Source organism: Hydrogenophaga soli (assembly GCF_054777695.1).
The window spans coordinates 147,299-162,568 of sequence record NZ_BAAHAK010000007.1 but is presented as its reverse complement, the minus strand read 5'-3'; the positions used below and the strand labels follow the sequence as shown (position 1 = coordinate 162,568).

14 protein-coding genes and 1 pseudogene are annotated in these 15,270 nt (G+C 62.3%); 9 read left to right on the top strand and 6 right to left on the bottom strand.

The genetic code is table 11. The features are described from left to right. Positions 1-616 precede the first annotated feature (616 nt). Both ACYVB7_RS13895 and ACYVB7_RS13890 read left to right on the top strand, forming a co-directional pair. Complete coding sequence (locus ACYVB7_RS13895) at positions 617-1,432, top strand: hypothetical protein (RefSeq protein WP_460508675.1); 816 nt, start codon at positions 617-619, stop codon at positions 1,430-1,432. 51 nt (positions 1,433-1,483) lie between these two features. After that, a complete protein-coding gene (locus tag ACYVB7_RS13890) occupies positions 1,484-2,953 on the top strand; it encodes a hypothetical protein (protein ID WP_460508672.1) in 1,470 nt (489 codons plus the stop codon). A 467-nt stretch (positions 2,954-3,420) separates the two neighbouring features. On the opposite strand, the pseudogene ACYVB7_RS13885 reads toward ACYVB7_RS13890, so the two are convergent. Then, positions 3,421-3,969 (bottom strand): annotated as a pseudogene (locus ACYVB7_RS13885) (IS110 family RNA-guided transposase); the annotation flags it as partial. A gap of 131 nt (positions 3,970-4,100) precedes the next feature. Between ACYVB7_RS13885 and ACYVB7_RS13880 the strand changes: the two are divergent. Both ACYVB7_RS13880 and ACYVB7_RS13875 read left to right on the top strand, forming a co-directional pair. Beyond that, entirely contained in the window at positions 4,101-4,895 is a 795-nt protein-coding gene (locus ACYVB7_RS13880) for a hypothetical protein (protein WP_460508670.1), read from the top strand. Positions 4,896-4,992: 97 nt separating this feature from the next. Next, on the top strand, positions 4,993-6,306 hold the full coding sequence (locus ACYVB7_RS13875) for an IS4 family transposase (protein WP_460508880.1): 1,314 nt from the start codon (positions 4,993-4,995) through the stop codon (positions 6,304-6,306). A 102-nt stretch (positions 6,307-6,408) separates the two neighbouring features. On the opposite strand, the gene ACYVB7_RS13870 is transcribed toward ACYVB7_RS13875, so the two are convergent. Then, complete coding sequence (locus ACYVB7_RS13870; protein WP_460508667.1) at positions 6,409-6,825, bottom strand: type II toxin-antitoxin system VapC family toxin; 417 nt, start codon at positions 6,823-6,825, stop codon at positions 6,409-6,411. Further along, positions 6,822-7,079, bottom strand: a complete 258-nt coding sequence (locus ACYVB7_RS13865) for a type II toxin-antitoxin system Phd/YefM family antitoxin (RefSeq protein WP_460508664.1) — start codon at positions 7,077-7,079, stop codon at positions 6,822-6,824. The genes ACYVB7_RS13870 and ACYVB7_RS13865 overlap by 4 nt, the downstream gene beginning before the upstream one ends. A 141-nt stretch (positions 7,080-7,220) precedes the next feature. Between ACYVB7_RS13865 and ACYVB7_RS13860 the strand changes: the two genes are divergently transcribed. From ACYVB7_RS13860 to ACYVB7_RS13845, 4 genes are all read left to right on the top strand, one after another. Continuing rightward, entirely contained in the window at positions 7,221-8,948 is a 1,728-nt protein-coding gene (locus tag ACYVB7_RS13860; RefSeq protein WP_460508662.1) for a thiamine pyrophosphate-binding protein, read from the top strand. A 78-nt stretch (positions 8,949-9,026) separates the two neighbouring features. Then, positions 9,027-10,085 (top strand): nicotinate-nucleotide--dimethylbenzimidazole phosphoribosyltransferase, encoded by a 1,059-nt coding sequence (cobT, locus tag ACYVB7_RS13855; protein WP_460508660.1) that lies wholly within the window; start codon positions 9,027-9,029, stop codon positions 10,083-10,085. Positions 10,086-10,102: 17 nt separating this feature from the next. Continuing rightward, on the top strand, positions 10,103-11,065 hold the full coding sequence (locus ACYVB7_RS13850) for an adenosylcobinamide-GDP ribazoletransferase (protein ID WP_460508657.1): 963 nt from the start codon (positions 10,103-10,105) through the stop codon (positions 11,063-11,065). After that, complete coding sequence (locus tag ACYVB7_RS13845) at positions 11,062-11,640, top strand: histidine phosphatase family protein (protein ID WP_460508655.1); 579 nt, start codon at positions 11,062-11,064, stop codon at positions 11,638-11,640. The genes ACYVB7_RS13850 and ACYVB7_RS13845 overlap by 4 nt, the downstream gene beginning before the upstream one ends. Here ACYVB7_RS13845 and ACYVB7_RS13840 read toward each other — a convergent pair. Both ACYVB7_RS13840 and ACYVB7_RS13835 read right to left on the bottom strand, forming a co-directional pair. Further along, complete coding sequence (locus tag ACYVB7_RS13840; RefSeq protein ID WP_460508652.1) at positions 11,609-12,820, bottom strand: GGDEF domain-containing protein; 1,212 nt, start codon at positions 12,818-12,820, stop codon at positions 11,609-11,611. The genes ACYVB7_RS13845 and ACYVB7_RS13840 overlap by 32 nt on opposite strands. A gap of 92 nt (positions 12,821-12,912) precedes the next feature. After that, positions 12,913-13,392: an SWIB/MDM2 domain-containing protein gene (locus ACYVB7_RS13835; RefSeq protein WP_460508650.1), complete on the bottom strand. Its 480-nt coding sequence runs from the start codon at positions 13,390-13,392 to the stop codon at positions 12,913-12,915. Positions 13,393-13,656: 264 nt separating this feature from the next. On the opposite strand from ACYVB7_RS13835, the gene rraA reads away from it, so the two are divergent. Then, positions 13,657-14,181: a ribonuclease E activity regulator RraA gene (gene rraA / locus ACYVB7_RS13830; protein ID WP_460508647.1), complete on the top strand. Its 525-nt coding sequence runs from the start codon at positions 13,657-13,659 to the stop codon at positions 14,179-14,181. Positions 14,182-14,228: 47 nt separating this feature from the next. On the opposite strand, the gene ACYVB7_RS13825 is transcribed toward rraA, so the two are convergent. Further along, positions 14,229-15,044 carry a sulfite exporter TauE/SafE family protein gene (locus ACYVB7_RS13825; RefSeq protein WP_460508644.1) on the bottom strand — a complete coding sequence of 272 codons (816 nt, stop codon included), beginning with the start codon at positions 15,042-15,044 and terminating at the stop codon, positions 14,229-14,231. Positions 15,045-15,270: the final 226 nt, after the last annotated feature.

Genomic DNA, 15,270 nt, shown 5'->3' with positions numbered 1-15,270 from the left:
GAGGATGCCGTGACCAATGTCGCCTTTCGCTCAGGTCCTTTGGTTCGGGTTGTGCCCGAGGTGTTGCTGTCTGAGCAAGCACCGGTACGCGCTTTCATGCAAATGAGACATGGCGGGGTGCGATGCAATCAGTTCAAGCAGTTTGGCCCGGATCACATTGGGCTTGGTTGTGGGTGGATGCGGAATTGGCCAGCATGTTCAGAAACGCCTCAACCTCTGCCGCGCCCATGTCGCGCGGATGCCGCATTTCGCCATGGCGACCATGCCACCGAAAAAAAAGCCACCCATTGGAAGTAAGCCTTCTCGGTGCTGAGGCTGTAGTGAATGTATCGAATCCGCTCCCGCAGTTGGTCCAGAGACCGTGTGAAGCGCATAACAGGCGTGCCGGGTTTCACGGCTTGTTTACACCTGTGTTTTTGCCCAGCACATCGACACCAAACCAAGGCTGCAAGCCACTTTCAGGAGGAAACTGTGACCAGAATATCCCGCACCGTCCGTTTTATCCCGCAGGTTCTGCGGGATACATTACGTTGGGCATCAGCAATCCCCGTTTTCTTCGTAGGCGAAGGTATCAAGATGTAATTGACTAGGCGTTTTTTAACTCAGGAGAGTTCAAATGAAGAAGTTATTGTTTTTCGCTTTCCTACTAATACAAAGCATCTCGGCCCCTGTTTTTGCCTGTCCTGACGGGCAATATGAGCAATGCGCGCAAGCATGCGCGCTTGGCGGCTGCATCAAGGCGGGATGTATCTGCGTGCCGGACAGTGGAACCGTATTCAAGTCAGCCGCTAAAGCTGCTGGATCCGCCGCAAACCCTTTGCCTGACATCCTGAACATTGCCGGTACGGTTGTACACGGGAACGTTAACGAACTATCCAATGCAATAGGCGGCGCCATCGTCAATAGCTGCATCGCGTGTGGGACCGCAGCAAATATCTATGTTTCACCTGAAGACCGGCCCTTCATTGAACAAGTAATTGGCCGCGGCTTTATTATCTTCGTCACAACGGAAGATCCATATCTTGTTGTCGCTGACGCAGCGACCAGCATCGCGATGAGGGTTGCGCTAAAGCAACCCCCTCCACCAATCCCGTTGCCTATCCCTACTCCTGACTCGGCTGCCCAGCTCGTAGTATGGGATGTCAGCACCGCAGACTGCATCTTTTCAAACAAGGACGCCTATGTCGCTGGGTGGATTAATCCGCCGGTACTTACAAACAAGAAGACAAACGAGAAATTCACGTTTCCCAACGTCGGCATCAGCGAAAAGGATACGGTTACTGTAACCTCCACAAATGCTGGTTGCCCTCAGCCAAAACAAGGACTCGTCCCCAATCAGAACTATGTGACAAAGGCCGAGTTCTCTGGCATCAAGAGCGCAACTCACACTGGTAAACCATCAGAGATGCACTATTTCCTCTTTACGAAGTAGCGCGGTGTCGGCAGTCACTTCCATCACCGTGACGCCCAACCCGGCAGTCGAGTGGACCTGCGCGAAAAGCCGCGCAGGCCGCTCACTTCTACGTTAGAGTTTCCTTATCACCTGCTGTCGGAATGGAAGGAAAATGAAATGAACAGAACTGGCCTATTGATTGTGCTTGCTGTTTTCACTGCTTTTCAAACAGCTAGAGCAGACGAACTTGAAGACTTGCAGGCGAAGAAAAAATTAGACGATGCGCGCACTGAAGCGTACACCGCTGAAGCAAAGAGAATTAAGGCTGAATCTGATCTTAAGAAGGCGGTTGCTGATGCGTCCGTTTCGCAACTCGCAAGTGATGCTAGCTTGGCAACACAAGAAGCAAATACTGAATATGCCAAGTTTCAGGCGTTAAAAGCGGTCTTTGGGACTCTTCCGGAGATAGGAAAAACAGGAAATTTAACCATCGGAAGCACGGATCCAGTTCTATTGGCGACAAGATCTTCATCTGCCTCATCCACAATTGAAGCCGCAGAACAAATATGCGCGAACCTAAAAGCAGCAAAAGTGACTAAAGCCGTAGTCGTACCAGATGATTTGCAGAGCAAGCTGATTGAAGCTCGCTGGCTAAAATCTGTCGTTGCCGCCAATCTCAAGTCAACTAATGACTCTATTAATTCTCAACCGAAAACCGCATTTGTCGCAGAAGTCGCAACGGTCGCAGTAGCAGCAAAGTATCTTATTGGTGTTGCTCAGGATTTCTCCAAGCTTGTTCGCGCAGATCGTGCTCTAACCACAAAAGACGATTTTGTCTTAACCCGGCGGCAGCTATTCGAATGGGTACTTCCTACGTCGTGCGGCAATGAGGTGTTTGCCACTGCCAACACCAATATGGATCGAATAAACCGAGGTTGGGATGAAGTAAAATCTATTGCTGATGACATCGGCAAGATCGACAAAAACGTTTACGATCTTACCGTAAGGAAGAATGATTCACTGCGTGTTGTTGCGGCTACTCAAAGGCTCATGAGCGACAAGACGGCACTGCTTAGCAAGTACACCACTTGTGCCGAGGATGAAAAGAAATCGGAAGCAGAGAGAAAGTCATGCGCCGCAAAAGCCGATCCGTTAAGGTCTGAGATTGACGATGCAAACAAGCAAAAAGATCAATATCAGAAAATGGCCGATGATGATTCCCAACTAATTTTAAAGGTAAGCCCTTGGCTGGCTTCAATCGCCGCGAATCCAAAAACAATTGCCGATGCTGGATACTGGATTGCATTTGGGGATTCCGTTAAAGATTCAGACTGGATTAGCTATGTACTAGAAGGACAGGATGTACAGCAAGTTCAGGACGGGGCTTTTACGGGAAAAAGGCTTTATGGGACTGGAACGATTGAGGTGCGGTTCAAAGCTATGTCACCTACCGGCATATCAAAAACAACCGGCTTCGTAAGTATCACCCAAGCCCCACGAAGGATTGATTTGGATAAAGGTGAGTACAACTTAGTAAAGGGTTTTGTTACGGCACCTTGAAACTCTAAAAATTCATTCCACCGGCCTGCGCGAAAAGCCGCGCAGATCGGTTAACTCGAACTACAAGGGCTTCCCCTCCAAAGTCAAACAAATTCCCGCCGCCATGAATCGCATGGCGATTGATGGCGGAATTCTGTTTCCCTGACCCACTTGCCTTCCACTTCGTGCCAAATCCAGCGCCGAACCCCATGCAAAGAATGCGGACAGAGAAACTACAAACGGTCATGAATGCAGACGGTTGTTTGTCTGCGGACCCTGATGAAAGACGCACGCGGGCAACCCATTCGTTAGCCGAGGACGCAGCCATGCGCCTCCTTGAATTAAACGGTCACCGCCCGCGCAGGTCCCAACCTTTGCTCATCAACGCTGGCTTTCACACGGTGGAAGTTGATCTTTCCCGGTCTCTTTCCCTTTGCCGCTCAGGCAGGCAGACGAAACGCCTCACCTTTGTTCAGGATGGTGCTCTTCAGCGCACTGGCCGTGGTGGGGCCCATGCCGGGCAATTCCTCCAGATGCTGCAAGGCTTCACGGCGCACCACGGCGGCTTTCAACGGCAAGACTACACCGAACTCGGCCAGCAGACCGCGGATGCGGTTGAGGGTGGCGGTGCGCTGCTCCACAAACCCCTGGCGGGCACGGTGCACCGCCAACTGACCTTGTTGCTCCAGGGGCTTGACGGGAACAAAGCGCATGTGGGGCCGGGTGACGGCTTCACAGATGGCGGCGGCATCGGCGGCGTCGTTCTTGCCGTGCTTGCCAGAGAGGCGGTAGGGCACGACGAACTTCGGTGCCATCAGGCGCACGGTGTGGCCGAACTTCGCGAACTCACGCGCCCAGTGGTGGGCACCGGAACACGCCTCCATGCCGATGAGGCAGGCGGGGATAGCTGCAATCAGTTCAAGCAGTTTGGCCCGGGCCACGCTGGGCCGAACCAACACGGCTTTGCCTGTGGCGTCCACGCCATGCACGGCGAAGACGTTCTTGGCGAGATCGATACCGATGGTGACAATGGCCATGGACTTCCCCTTTCCACACAAACGAGTGAGTTGATGAGATTTCGCACTTCCCATCGTGGCACTTGGATGCCGATTGCCGCAACTGCGCGGCGCACTCGGGACGGGGAAGTCCCTTTCATTCGTTGTGCCTCATGAAACAGCCTCGCACCGTTTCGAAGCCAGAGATCAGTCGATACATGTTCGCCATGTTCGATGTGCTTGGCTTCTCCAATTGGCTGAAGACCGCGGGGCTTCCGGCCGTGCTTGACGCATACCACCAACTGATCGAGAAAGTGGTAGTGCCGACCAGCGAAAATGGAGGGCTCAGCGCGGTACAGACTTCAGAAGGTGCCATCTTTGCGGTGACAGGCCCGCCTGGATACGCGTACTTCTCGGACACGATCCTGCTTTGGCATCCCCTTGTTCCGCCGTTCGTTGATGACTTCATTGGCAGATGTGGAGATCTGGTTTGTGAAGCACTTGCCATGAACATTCCGCTCCGTGGCGCTCTCACGCTTGGCGATGCCGTCTTAAGCTCCGATGCCGACTTTTACCTCGGCGAACCCATCGTTGAGGCAACGAAGTTGGAGAAGGCCCAGAACTGGATGGGGCTCACTTTCGGAAATACGGCGGTGTGGTCGTCGTTCCTGGTCCAGATGCATGGCACCTCCATCATTGAATACGATCCACCTACAAAGGAGCACTTGCGCGAATTCGCGTCACCGATCGTTCTCGATTGGCCAAGGAAATGGCGTGACAAGTTTGGTCAATGCCCGACAGCGAAACTGCGCGAACTGAACACGGACCCTCGGTTTTCCCTTTATTGGGAGAACACAATCGCATTCGCTGAGTATTCGTTAAAGAAGCACGATTGGCACCTCCGTCCAGACGAGATTCCCCCGAATGCTCTCTTGCGCCTCGTGTCCAGGAAGGACGCGGGTTTGTGAGCGCCTCGACATGCGGCCCAACCCAATCCACCGAACTTAAGCTGTTAAAATACACAAGCTGTTGATTTGATTGAATATTTTCGAGAGGCTGGCATGAATTCCGCCTCAAAACTGTGTTTCCATCCAGTCTGTTCTGACTCGGTTTGCCCAGCACATCCAAAGCCCTGCTTTCCTGGCTGAGGCACGTCACCCCGATTTCCCCACGGCGTTCACCCGTACGCGCAAGTTGCCCTTGCCCACTCTGGTGGCCGCGCTGTGCGGCTTTCGGGGTGGCAGTGTGCAAAGTGAACTCGATTCCTTCTTTGCCCACCAGCACGGTGAATGTGTTGGCGCCGGTCTGTTGCGCCATGTCACCGACCGGGCATTGGCCAAGGCCCGCTCCAAGCTGCATGTACCGGCCCTGTGGGCATTGAATGCGCGCTTGATTCAGGACATGCATGAGCAGGGTCTGCTGTCGTTGTGGAAAGGCCGCCGCCTGGTCTGTGCTGATGCCACCGTGCTGGCTCCGGCCCAACGGGCGTGTCATCGCACGCGTTCGCTGGCGGCTCCTGTGCAGCGGGCCTTGGGCTTGTACCTGCCGGGCAATGAGGTGATGCTGCATGTGGCCGTGGGGCCCGAGAGCGAGGGTGAACGTCAGATGCTGTTTGACCAGCTCGATGTGTTGCGCCCTGGTGATGTGCTGGTGCTGGATCGGGGGTACCCGGCCACTTGGCTGGTGCAGCTGCTGCACACCAAGGGCATTGCGTTCGTGATCCGCTGTGACAGCACGCACAGCTGGAGGGCTGCACGTGATTTGCTGCGCAGCGCGGCACAGCACCCGTCGGACGATGAATGCTGGGCTTGTCTGGCCACGACCGCGGCGGACAAGGTGGCCTGCTGGGAGTTGGATGGAGCCGCGCAGATGCGTCTTCGCCTGGTGCGCCACGTCAGCAGCTCGGGGCGGGTGCGGGTGCTGATCACGTCGCTGGACGAGGCTCAGGCCACAGCCGCTGAGTTGGGTGATCTTTACCACGGGCGTTGGCGCATCGAGGAGGCCTTCAAACGCCTCAAGCACCGTTTGGGGCTGGAGAGTGTCAGCGGCTTGAGTCAGCATGCCTTGCTGGTGGATGTGGCCATGAAGGTGTTGGCCGACAACCTGGCTTCGCTGCTCAACCGTTCGGTGAACGTGGATGCCCGGGGCAGCGATGCCTCGCCCGTGATCCGAAAGGTCAACCGCGCCACGGCGTCCAAGGCGCTGTCGCGCTGTGTGCGTGTGTTGCTGCTGCACGTTCATGAGTTGCCTGCGCTCATCCGTGACTGGGCGGCCATGATGGGCCGTTCGCTCGTGCGCCATTTGCCGGGCCGAAGTCAGCCTCGACAGAACATCCGCCACAAGCCTCATCCCTCACAGGCTTACAAGCGGGCGGCTTAAGTTCGGTGGATTGCGGCCCAACCCATCATTCGACCGGACCTGCGCGAAAAGCCGCGCAGGCCGGTGAATTCAGACGTTATCCCAAAATACTCACCCCAACACCTACACAGATTTAAACGGATTGAAAACATCCAATCCCAGTGCATTGAAATCCGCCACATTCCGCGTCACCACCGTCAGCCCGTGCACTTTGGCGGTGGCGGCGATCATGGCGTCTTCATACAGCGTGTTGGACTTTCTGTGCATCAACCGGGCCCAGGCGCGAAAGGTCTTTGCATCCATGGGCAGCAGGTTGTAGGTGGTTGAAACCAATTCCAGCCACGTTTCAATTTCTTCTGCCCTTTTGGGGTCTTGCTCTCGCGTCAATTCAATGCCTGCCTGAATTTCACCCACGGTCACGGCGGACAGGTGCAATTGGGTGTCGTCCACAGATTCCAGCCACGCCACCACGCCGCCGTGGGGGCGGGGTTTTCTGAGTTCGGACACCACATTCGTGTCCAGCAGGTAGGCGCGGGTCACAGCAGGGGCTCAACGTTGCGGCGGTTGGCTTGTCCACGCTCGGGCACCAGCATGTCGGCTCGGGCTTGGTCTGCCAACAGCAGTTGCTTCAACGAGGGGCGCGCAGCCGATTGCAAGCGGTGCCATTCCTGCACGGGCACCAGCACGGCGGCTTCGGTGCCGCGCCGGGTCACCATCTGCGGGCCCTCTGTCAGGCAGGCTTCCAAAAACTCGCTGAACCGCGCTTTGGCGTCTTGTACGGGCCATGTCTGCATCGTTACCTCCTGTTTTTAAACTGGTCAGATAACTAGTCTGTCAGGGTTGGTGGTGTGCGTCAAACCGCCTGTGTCACACGCCTGTCCCCCGCCTGCCACCCATCAACACCACCCCCAGCAGGTGCAGCTACCATCTTTGGCATGACGCACCCCTCTGCCACCTCCACCGAAACCGCTTCCCCCCAACTCGCCGGCCACCTGCTGGTGGAATGCCTCATCGCCCAGGGCGTTACCCACGCCTTTGGGGTGCCGGGCGAAAGTTATTTGGCGGTGCTGGACGGTTTTCACCGCCATGCCGACCGCATCCGCTTCATCCACACGCGGCAGGAGGGTGGGGCGGCCTTCATGGCCGAGGCGCATGGCAAGCTGACCGGGCGGCCCGGTGTGTGTTTTGTCACCCGCGGGCCGGGGGCCACCAACGCCAGCATTGGCGTGCACACCGCGTTTCAAGATTCCACGCCCATGGTGCTGCTGGTGGGCGACGTGGCCAGCGATTGCCGCGACCGCGAGGCTTTTCAGGAGGTGGACTTCTTCAGCTACTTCGGCCCGCTGGCCAAGCGGGTGGAGCGCATTGACGACGCCAGCCGCATCCCCGAGTACATTGCCCGCGCCTTTGCCACGGCCATGAACGGCCGCCCCGGCCCGGTGGTGCTGGTGCTGCCCGAAGACATGCTGACCCACACCGTGTCCACCCGCCCGCTGCCGCGCGTGGAGGCGGTGCAGGCCTGGAGCGACCCCGGTGCCCTGCGCGACCTGCGCCAACTGCTGCTGGAGGCCCAGCGCCCGCTGGTGATTGCCGGTGGGGGCGGGTGGACGCCGCAGGCCGCCCAGGCGCTGCAACGCTTTGCCGAAAACTGGCAACTGCCGGTGGCCAACGCCTTCCGCTTTCAGGACACGTTTGACAACCACCACCCGCTCTACGCGGGCGACGTGGGGCTGGGCATCAACCCCAAGCTGGCCGCCCGCATCCGCGAGGCCGACCTGCTGCTGGTGCTGGGCGCCCGCCTGGGCGAGGCCACCACGGGCAGCTACACGCTGATCGACGCGCCGCTGCCCAAACAAAAGCTGGTGCACATCCACGCCAGCGCCGAAGAGCTGGGCCGCGTCTACCACCCCACGCTGGCCATTTGCGCCACCATGAACGCTGCGGCCCGCAGCCTGGAGGTGCTGACCGCACCGCCCCAAGTGGCCTGGACGGCCTGGGCCGCCGCCGCGCAGGCCGACTACCGCGCCAACATCGACGCGGCCAACGGCGGCGTGGTGCTGCCCGGCCCGGTGGACATGCCCCGGGTGATGGACGTGGTGCGCCGCCTGCTGCCCGCCGACGCCGTGCTGACCAACGGCGCGGGCAACTTTGCCAGCTGGCTGCACCGTTTCCACCCCTACCACGGGCTGGCCAAGGGCCACAAGACGCAGCTGGCCCCCACCAACGGGGCCATGGGCTACGGCGTGCCCGCGGGCATTGGCGCGGCCATCGTCCAGCCGGGGCGCACGGTGTTCACCATCGCAGGCGATGGCGACTTCTTGATGAACGGGCAAGAGCTGGCCACCGCCGCGCAGTTCGGGGCCAAGACCATCATCGTGCTGGTGAACAACGGCACCTACGGCACCATCCGCATGCACCAGGAGCGCGAGTACCCGCAGCACGTCAGCGGCTCCACCCTGGTCAACCCCGACTTCTGCGCCCTGGCCCGCGCCTACGGCTACGCGGCGGAGAAGGTGACCACCACCGACGAGTTCGAGCCCGCCTTCCAGCGCGCCCTGGCCGCGCCGCAGGGCACGGTGATCGAGCTGATGCTCAGCCCCGACGTCATCACCACCCGAGGTACGCTCGCGGCCATCACCGCGGCGGCGCTGGCCAAGCGCTGACGCTTGCTCAACGTACTTCTGTTTTGATAGCTGCTTGCGCTTTTGAATAAAGCGCTAGAGGCCAATTTTTCTTACAAAATGAACCTTCAAGCCACCCCAAACCTGTCGTCCCTGTCCATCCCCAGCATCGCCAACCCCACGTTGGCGGCTGAACTCCAGCGCCTGCTGGACCACAAGACCAAGCCGCTGGGCTCGCTGGGGCGGTTGGAGTCACTGGCCCTGCAGCTGGGGCTCATCCAGAACAGCACCGCACCCCAACTGGTGCAGCCGCAAATGCTGGTGTGCGCGGGCGACCACGGGCTGGCGGCCCGCGGTGTGTCGGCCTACCCCAGCGACGTGACGTGGCAGATGGTCGAAAACTTCCTGGCCGGTGGGGCGGCGGTCAGCGTGCTGTCGCGCCAGCACGGCGTGGGCCTGACGGTGGCCGATTGCGGCGTGCGCCACGACTTTGCGCCCCGGCCCGGCCTGGTGCAGTGCAAGGTGGCCCCCGGCACGGCAGACACGCTGGAAGGCCCGGCCATGACCGCGGCCCAGGCCCAGCAGGCCGTGGCCAACGGCATGGACATCGTGCGCCAGTTGCCGGGCAACGCGCTGCTGATCGGTGAAATGGGCATTGGCAACACGTCTGCCGCCTCGCTCATCCTGGCCCGCTTGGCGGGGCTGGACGTGGCCGAGTGCACCGGCGCGGGCACGGGGCTGGACGATGCCGGCATTCGCCGCAAGACCGAGGTGTTGCAGGCCGTGCTGGCCCGCCATGCCGACGCCACCACGCCCTGGCAGGTGCTGCAAGCCTTTGGCGGCTTCGAAATCGCCACCCTGGTGGGCGCGGTGCTGCAAGCCGCGCAAGAGCGGCGTGTGGTGGTGGTGGACGGCTTCATTGCCAGCGCCGCGGTGCTGGTGGCCAGCCGCCTGCACCCCACCGTGCTGGAGCGCTGCGTGTTTGCCCACCGCTCCAACGAGCGCGGCCACCGCCTGATGCTGGAGGCCCTGAAGGCCGACGCGCTGCTGGATCTGGGCCTGCGCCTGGGCGAGGGCTCGGGCGCGGTGCTGGCCTGGCCGCTGCTGGTGTCGGCCTGCGCCATCCTGAACGAGATGGCCAGCTTCGACTCGGCGGGCGTGTCGCAAAAGTCCGCCTGAACGCGGCTGGAACACCCATGCAAGGCTTGCGCAACCTGCTGCTGGCGGTGCAGTTTTTCACCCGCATTCCGGTCACCGGGCGGCTGGCGGCGTGGGTGGGCTACAGCCCGGCCATGCTGCGCGCCAGCGCGGCGCATTTTCCCGGCGTGGGCTGGCTGGTGGGGGCGCTGCTGTGCGCCCTGGTGGCGGTCATCGCCTGGGCTTTGCCGGGTGGGGCGGGCGGGGCGGGTGTTGCAGGGAGCGGCGTTGCGCCCTGGGTGGCCGCGTGGGCCGTGGCGCTGGGCGGGGTGTGGATCACCGGCGGCTTCCACGAAGACGGGCTGGCCGACCTGGCCGATGGCCTGGGCGGCAGCTTCGACCGCCAGCGGGCGCTGGAGATCATGAAGGACTCACGCATCGGAGCCTACGGGGCCATGGCCCTGGTGCTGGCCCTGGGCGGGAGGGTGGTGTTGTGGGCCGCGCTGTTCGGTCTGATGGGCCTGCATGCCGCCTTGCCGCTGCTGTGGCTGGCCCAGGTGGCCTCGCGCACCTGGCCGCTGTTCATCATCCGCACGCTGGCGCATGTGGGTGATGCGGCGGGCTCCAAATCCAAACCGCTGGCCGACCAGATCAGCGTGGGTGCACTGGCCGTGGGCCTGGTCTGGCTGGTGGCGGCGGTGGGGGTGGCCGCGGGGTGGCGTGTGTGGGGCACGTGGGATGTGGGCGCTGTGGCCGATGGAGCGTTGGGCTCTGGCGATGTGGGCGTGACGGGTGGCGCGTGGCCTGCGTTGGCCGTACAACTGACCGCCCAACTTCCCGCCCAACTGCCCGCGCTTGGACTGCCCCTGCTGGCCTCGGCCCTGGCGGCGGCGTGGATGCGCCGCCTGCTGCGCCGCCGCCTGCAAGGCTTCACCGGCGACGGCCTGGGGGCCGCGCAACAGGTGGCCGAACTGGCGTTTGTGTTGGGCGCTTTGTTGACCTGGCGCTGGGTGGCCGCATGAAGGTGTGGCTGCTGCGCCATGGCCGCCCGCTGGTGGCCCCGGGCCTTTGTTACGGCAAGGCCGATGTGGCCGCCGACCCCGAACACACCGCCCAGGCCGCGCAAACGCTGTGGGACCACTGGCGCAGCAACGGCCAGCCCGTGCCGCAGGTGGTGTGGTGCTCACCCCGCCAGCGCACCCGCCAGTTGGCCAGCGCCTTGCAGGCGGTGGGCCTGAGCGCCCCGGTGCAGCTGGACGAGCGCCTGGCTGAAATGGACTTTGGCGCTTGGGAAGGCCAGCCGTGGGCCGACATCGCCGAAACTGAGCTGACCGCCTGGAGCGCCGATTTCACCCACCACCGTGCCGGGGGGGGCGAGTGTGTGCGCGAACTGCTGCACCGTGTGGCCGACGCCTGGGCCGCCCTGGGCAGCGAAACGGCTGACGTGTTGTGGGTCACCCACGGCGGGGTGATCCGCGCCGTGCAACTGGTGATGGCGCTGGGCGGCAGCGCCACGGTTCGGGCCGACCAGTGGCCGCGCCAAGGCCCCGAGCCGGGCGAGTGGATCAGCCTGGACTGGCAGCCCCCGCGCCCGTAGCGGGGGCCGGTGTGGCCGCGGGCTCTTCGGCCAGTTCCACCCGGTTGCGGCCCCCGGCCTTGGCGGCGTACAGCGCGGAGTCGGCACGCATCACCAGCCGGTCGAACGAGCGGTCGGAGGCGTTCAGCAGCGCCGCGCCAATGGACACGGTGATGGGGAGGTGCAGCCCCTCGCCCTGGTAGGGGGTGGCGGCCACGGCCTGGCGCAGGCGCTCTCCCGCGGCCAGGGCTTCGGCAGGTGTTTGCACGTCCAGCACCACCAGGAATTCTTCCCCGCCTTGGCGGCCCGGCAGTTCGGTGGCGCGGCAGGCACCGGCCAAGGCGCTGGCCACGTGTTTGAGCGCCTGGTCGCCCACGTCGTGGCCGTGGGTGTCGTTGATGGCCTTGAAATGGTCGATGTCCGCCACCGCCACGGCCAGCGCCATGGTGCCTTGCTGGGCACGGCGAAAGCGCTGCTCGCCCGCCTGGGCCAGGGTGCGGCGGTTGGCCAGGCCGGTCAGGTGGTCGGTGCTGGCGGCATGTTCCCACTGTCGGCGCACCCGTTCCGAGCACATCAGCAAAAAGGCGGTGGTGCCCACCACCGGCAACACGCCCAGCAGCATGGGGGTGGCCAGGTTGACCCAGCTGGTGTCGGTCATGACGGTGGGAATGGTCTGCCCACCCAGGGCCACAAACACCACCCCGCGCACGGCCACAAACGCCGCTGCTACCCCGAAGATGGCGGCCAGCACGCGGCGGCTGATGGCCTGCTCATGCCGGGCCTTCAGCAGCGTGAGGCAGCACGCGGCAAACAGGAACAACCAGCACAGGGTGATGGCCACCACCCGCACCCCAATGATGGGTTGCACCAGTGTGAACCACAGCACCACCCCAAGCCCCAGGCCAAAGGGCAGCAGCATCCACCAGCGGTCGGGCAGGCCGTCAAACTGCCGCAGCGAACGCCAGTAGCCGGTGAAGCCCAGCAGCGTGAGCCCGTTGGCCACGGGCAGCACAAACCCGTCGGGCAACTGGCCCAGGGTGAGGAGGGTGAGGGCGCTGCCCGCAATCAGCAGGGAGCTGATGCGCCAGGTCTTGGCGCTGGGTTGCAGGGCGGGGAGGATGTCGCTGTGCATCAGGCCCAGCACCCCGCCATTGGCGAGGACCATGAGTGCCCCCAGGGCAAACGCGGTTTCAGGGCTCATCGCAGTGCAGAGGAGGTTTCAGGTTGAAAAAAAAGGACCCACCGGGGTCCTTCTTTGGTTGCATGGGAACACAAGGGGTCCCAGGCGGCAGGTCACTTCAGGTGGCTGCTGATCATCTTGGTCATTTCGAACATGGAGGCCTGGGCCTTGCCGAAGATTTCCTTCAGCTTGGCGTCGGCGTTGATCATGCGCTTGTTGACCGCGTCTTGCAGCTTGTTCTTCTTGATGTATTCCCACACCTTCTTGGTGACTTCGGTGCGGGGCAGGGCGTCCTTGCCGATGATGGCGGCCAGCTTGGCGCTGGGGGTCAGCGGCTTCATGAAGGCGGCGTTGGGGGTGCGCTTGGCGGCGGGGGCTGCGGCCTTCTTGGCAGGAGCAGCGGCCTTCTTGGCGGGGGCTGCGGCCTTCTTGGCTGCGGGTGCAGCGGCTTTCTTTGCTGCGGGTGCTGCAGCCTTCGTGGCCGGAGCGGCCGCTTTCTTCACTGCAGGAGCTGCCGCTTTTTTGGCGGGTGCAGCCGCCTTTTTGGCGGGTGCAGCGGCGGTCTTTGCAGGGGCCTTTTTAGCAGTTGCCATGGTCGTCGATCCTCGTTAAGTGTTGGTGTTCAACCAGTGCCTCGCACGTCTGGTGTCACTGGCTGCCGGCCATGCTAATTCAGAACAAAGGCCATTCCAAGCCGAATGCGTCAGGCGGAGCCTCATTTTTCCCTCTGTGCGCCCTTGCTGTGCAGGTGAAAACAACACTTTGCACGCCATGCCCTGCCCAGGTGCGTGGGGGTGCAGGGGAAAATGTTCTTCCTCATCACCTTTTCATCTGCATTTGCACAGGGGTTTCTCGGCATGTCCACAGCCACTTCTCCACTGAACACGGCGTTTTCCACCTGCGATATCTGTGATGCCCACAAGGCCGATGTGTCGGGGCGTTTTCGCGTGTTGCCACCGGTGTTCCACAGCTACGGCGCGTTGTCGCGCTTCTGCGGTCCGGTGGTCACCGTCAAGTGCCATGAAGACAACACGCCCGTCAAGGCCGCGGTGGAAAGCGAAGGCCAGGGCCGCGTGCTGGTGGTCGATGGCGGCGGTTCATTGCGCCGTGCACTGCTGGGCGGTAACCTGGCCGCTGCTGCAGCCCGCAACGGCTGGGCGGGCGTGGTGGTGGACGGTTGTGTGCGTGACCTGGCCGAGCTGCGTGCGGCGAACACCGGCATCCGTGCCCTGGCCCTCAACCCCATGCCCACCGACCGCAAGCAACCGGGGCTGAGCAACGTGGGGGTGCAAATCCAAGGCGTGTGGGTGCACCCAGGCGACTGGCTGTATGCCGACGAGGACGGCATGGTGGTGTCCGACCACAACCTGTTGGCGGACTGAAACCCCTGCGGGGGAGGCGCCGCAGGGGGGCTGGGCGGCTGCGCGGCTCAGCCCGTGAGGCCGCGCCAGCACATGTACGCGGCCAGCAGGTACAGCACGCTGGCAAACACCCGCTTGAGCTGCTTCACCGGCAGCGCGTGGGCAGCCTTGACGCCCAGCGGGGCCATCAGCACGCTGGCACTGGCAATGACCACCAGCGCGGGCAGGTAAACGTAGCCCAGCGAGCCCTCGGGCAGCCCTTGCACCGACTGACCCGACACCACGTAACCCACGGCATTGGCCAGCGCAATCGGAAAGCCCAGCGCGGCGCTGGTGGCCACGGCGTTGTGCATGGCCACGTTGCACCAGGTCATGAAGGGCACGCTGACAAAACCGCCACCGGCCCCCACCAGGCCGGACAGGAAACCAATGGCCCCACCGGCCCCCAGCAGGCCGCCGGTGCCGGGCAGGGTGCGCGAGGCGGCGGGTTTTTTGTCGATCAGCATCTGCGTGGCGGAAAAGCTCACAAAAGCTGCAAAGAACAGGGCCAGCCACGAGCCTTTGAGCACGGCAAACACCCCCATGCTGGCCAGCATGGCGCCCAGCACGATGCCGGGGGCCAGGCCCTTGACGATGTCCCAGCGCACGGCGCCGCGCTTGTGGTGCGCCCGCACGCTGGAGATGGAGGTGAACACGATGGTGGCCATGGAGGTGGCGATGGCCATCTTGACGGCCAGATCGGCCCCCACGCCGCGCGAACCCAAAATGAAGGTGATGAACGGCACCATCAGCATGCCGCCCCCAATGCCCAGCAGGCCCGCCAGAAAGCCGGTGCACAGGCCCAGTGCCACCAGTTCGAGGACCAGCATGGGTTCGATCATCATGGGGGAAAAGAGGAGGGGGAGGGTGTCTGCAGGGGCCGGGTCGCAGCCTGAACCGGGGGTTCAGGTGGGCGAGGTCAGAGGGGCTTCGGGTTCATCTGACGCGAGATGATCACACCAGCCCGACGATGTTCCAAGCCCGTGCTCTAAGAGCATTGGTTCAAGGACATTAAAACCCGACAGCCTGCAGACGGTTCGCATTGTAGCGATGCAAACCGTGTTCTGCCGG

What these genes read in the sequence shown, in the direction of transcription:
- ACYVB7_RS13835 (WP_460508650.1), bottom strand. Translation starts at nt 13,392, where the DNA reads ATGGCAACTGCTAAAAAGGCCCCTGCAAAGACCGCCGCTGCACCCGCC.
- cobT (WP_460508660.1), top strand. Translation starts at nt 9,027, where the DNA reads ATGAACCTTCAAGCCACCCCAAACCTGTCGTCCCTGTCCATCCCCAGC.
- ACYVB7_RS13860 (WP_460508662.1), top strand. Translation starts at nt 7,221, where the DNA reads ATGACGCACCCCTCTGCCACCTCCACCGAAACCGCTTCCCCCCAACTC.
- ACYVB7_RS13895 (WP_460508675.1), top strand. Translation starts at nt 617, where the DNA reads ATGAAGAAGTTATTGTTTTTCGCTTTCCTACTAATACAAAGCATCTCG.
- rraA (WP_460508647.1), top strand. Translation starts at nt 13,657, where the DNA reads ATGTCCACAGCCACTTCTCCACTGAACACGGCGTTTTCCACCTGCGAT.
- ACYVB7_RS13825 (WP_460508644.1), bottom strand. Translation starts at nt 15,044, where the DNA reads ATGATGATCGAACCCATGCTGGTCCTCGAACTGGTGGCACTGGGCCTG.
- ACYVB7_RS13865 (WP_460508664.1), bottom strand. Translation starts at nt 7,079, where the DNA reads ATGCAGACATGGCCCGTACAAGACGCCAAAGCGCGGTTCAGCGAGTTT.
- ACYVB7_RS13850 (WP_460508657.1), top strand. Translation starts at nt 10,103, where the DNA reads ATGCAAGGCTTGCGCAACCTGCTGCTGGCGGTGCAGTTTTTCACCCGC.
- ACYVB7_RS13845 (WP_460508655.1), top strand. Translation starts at nt 11,062, where the DNA reads ATGAAGGTGTGGCTGCTGCGCCATGGCCGCCCGCTGGTGGCCCCGGGC.
- ACYVB7_RS13840 (WP_460508652.1), bottom strand. Translation starts at nt 12,820, where the DNA reads ATGAGCCCTGAAACCGCGTTTGCCCTGGGGGCACTCATGGTCCTCGCC.
- ACYVB7_RS13880 (WP_460508670.1), top strand. Translation starts at nt 4,101, where the DNA reads ATGAAACAGCCTCGCACCGTTTCGAAGCCAGAGATCAGTCGATACATG.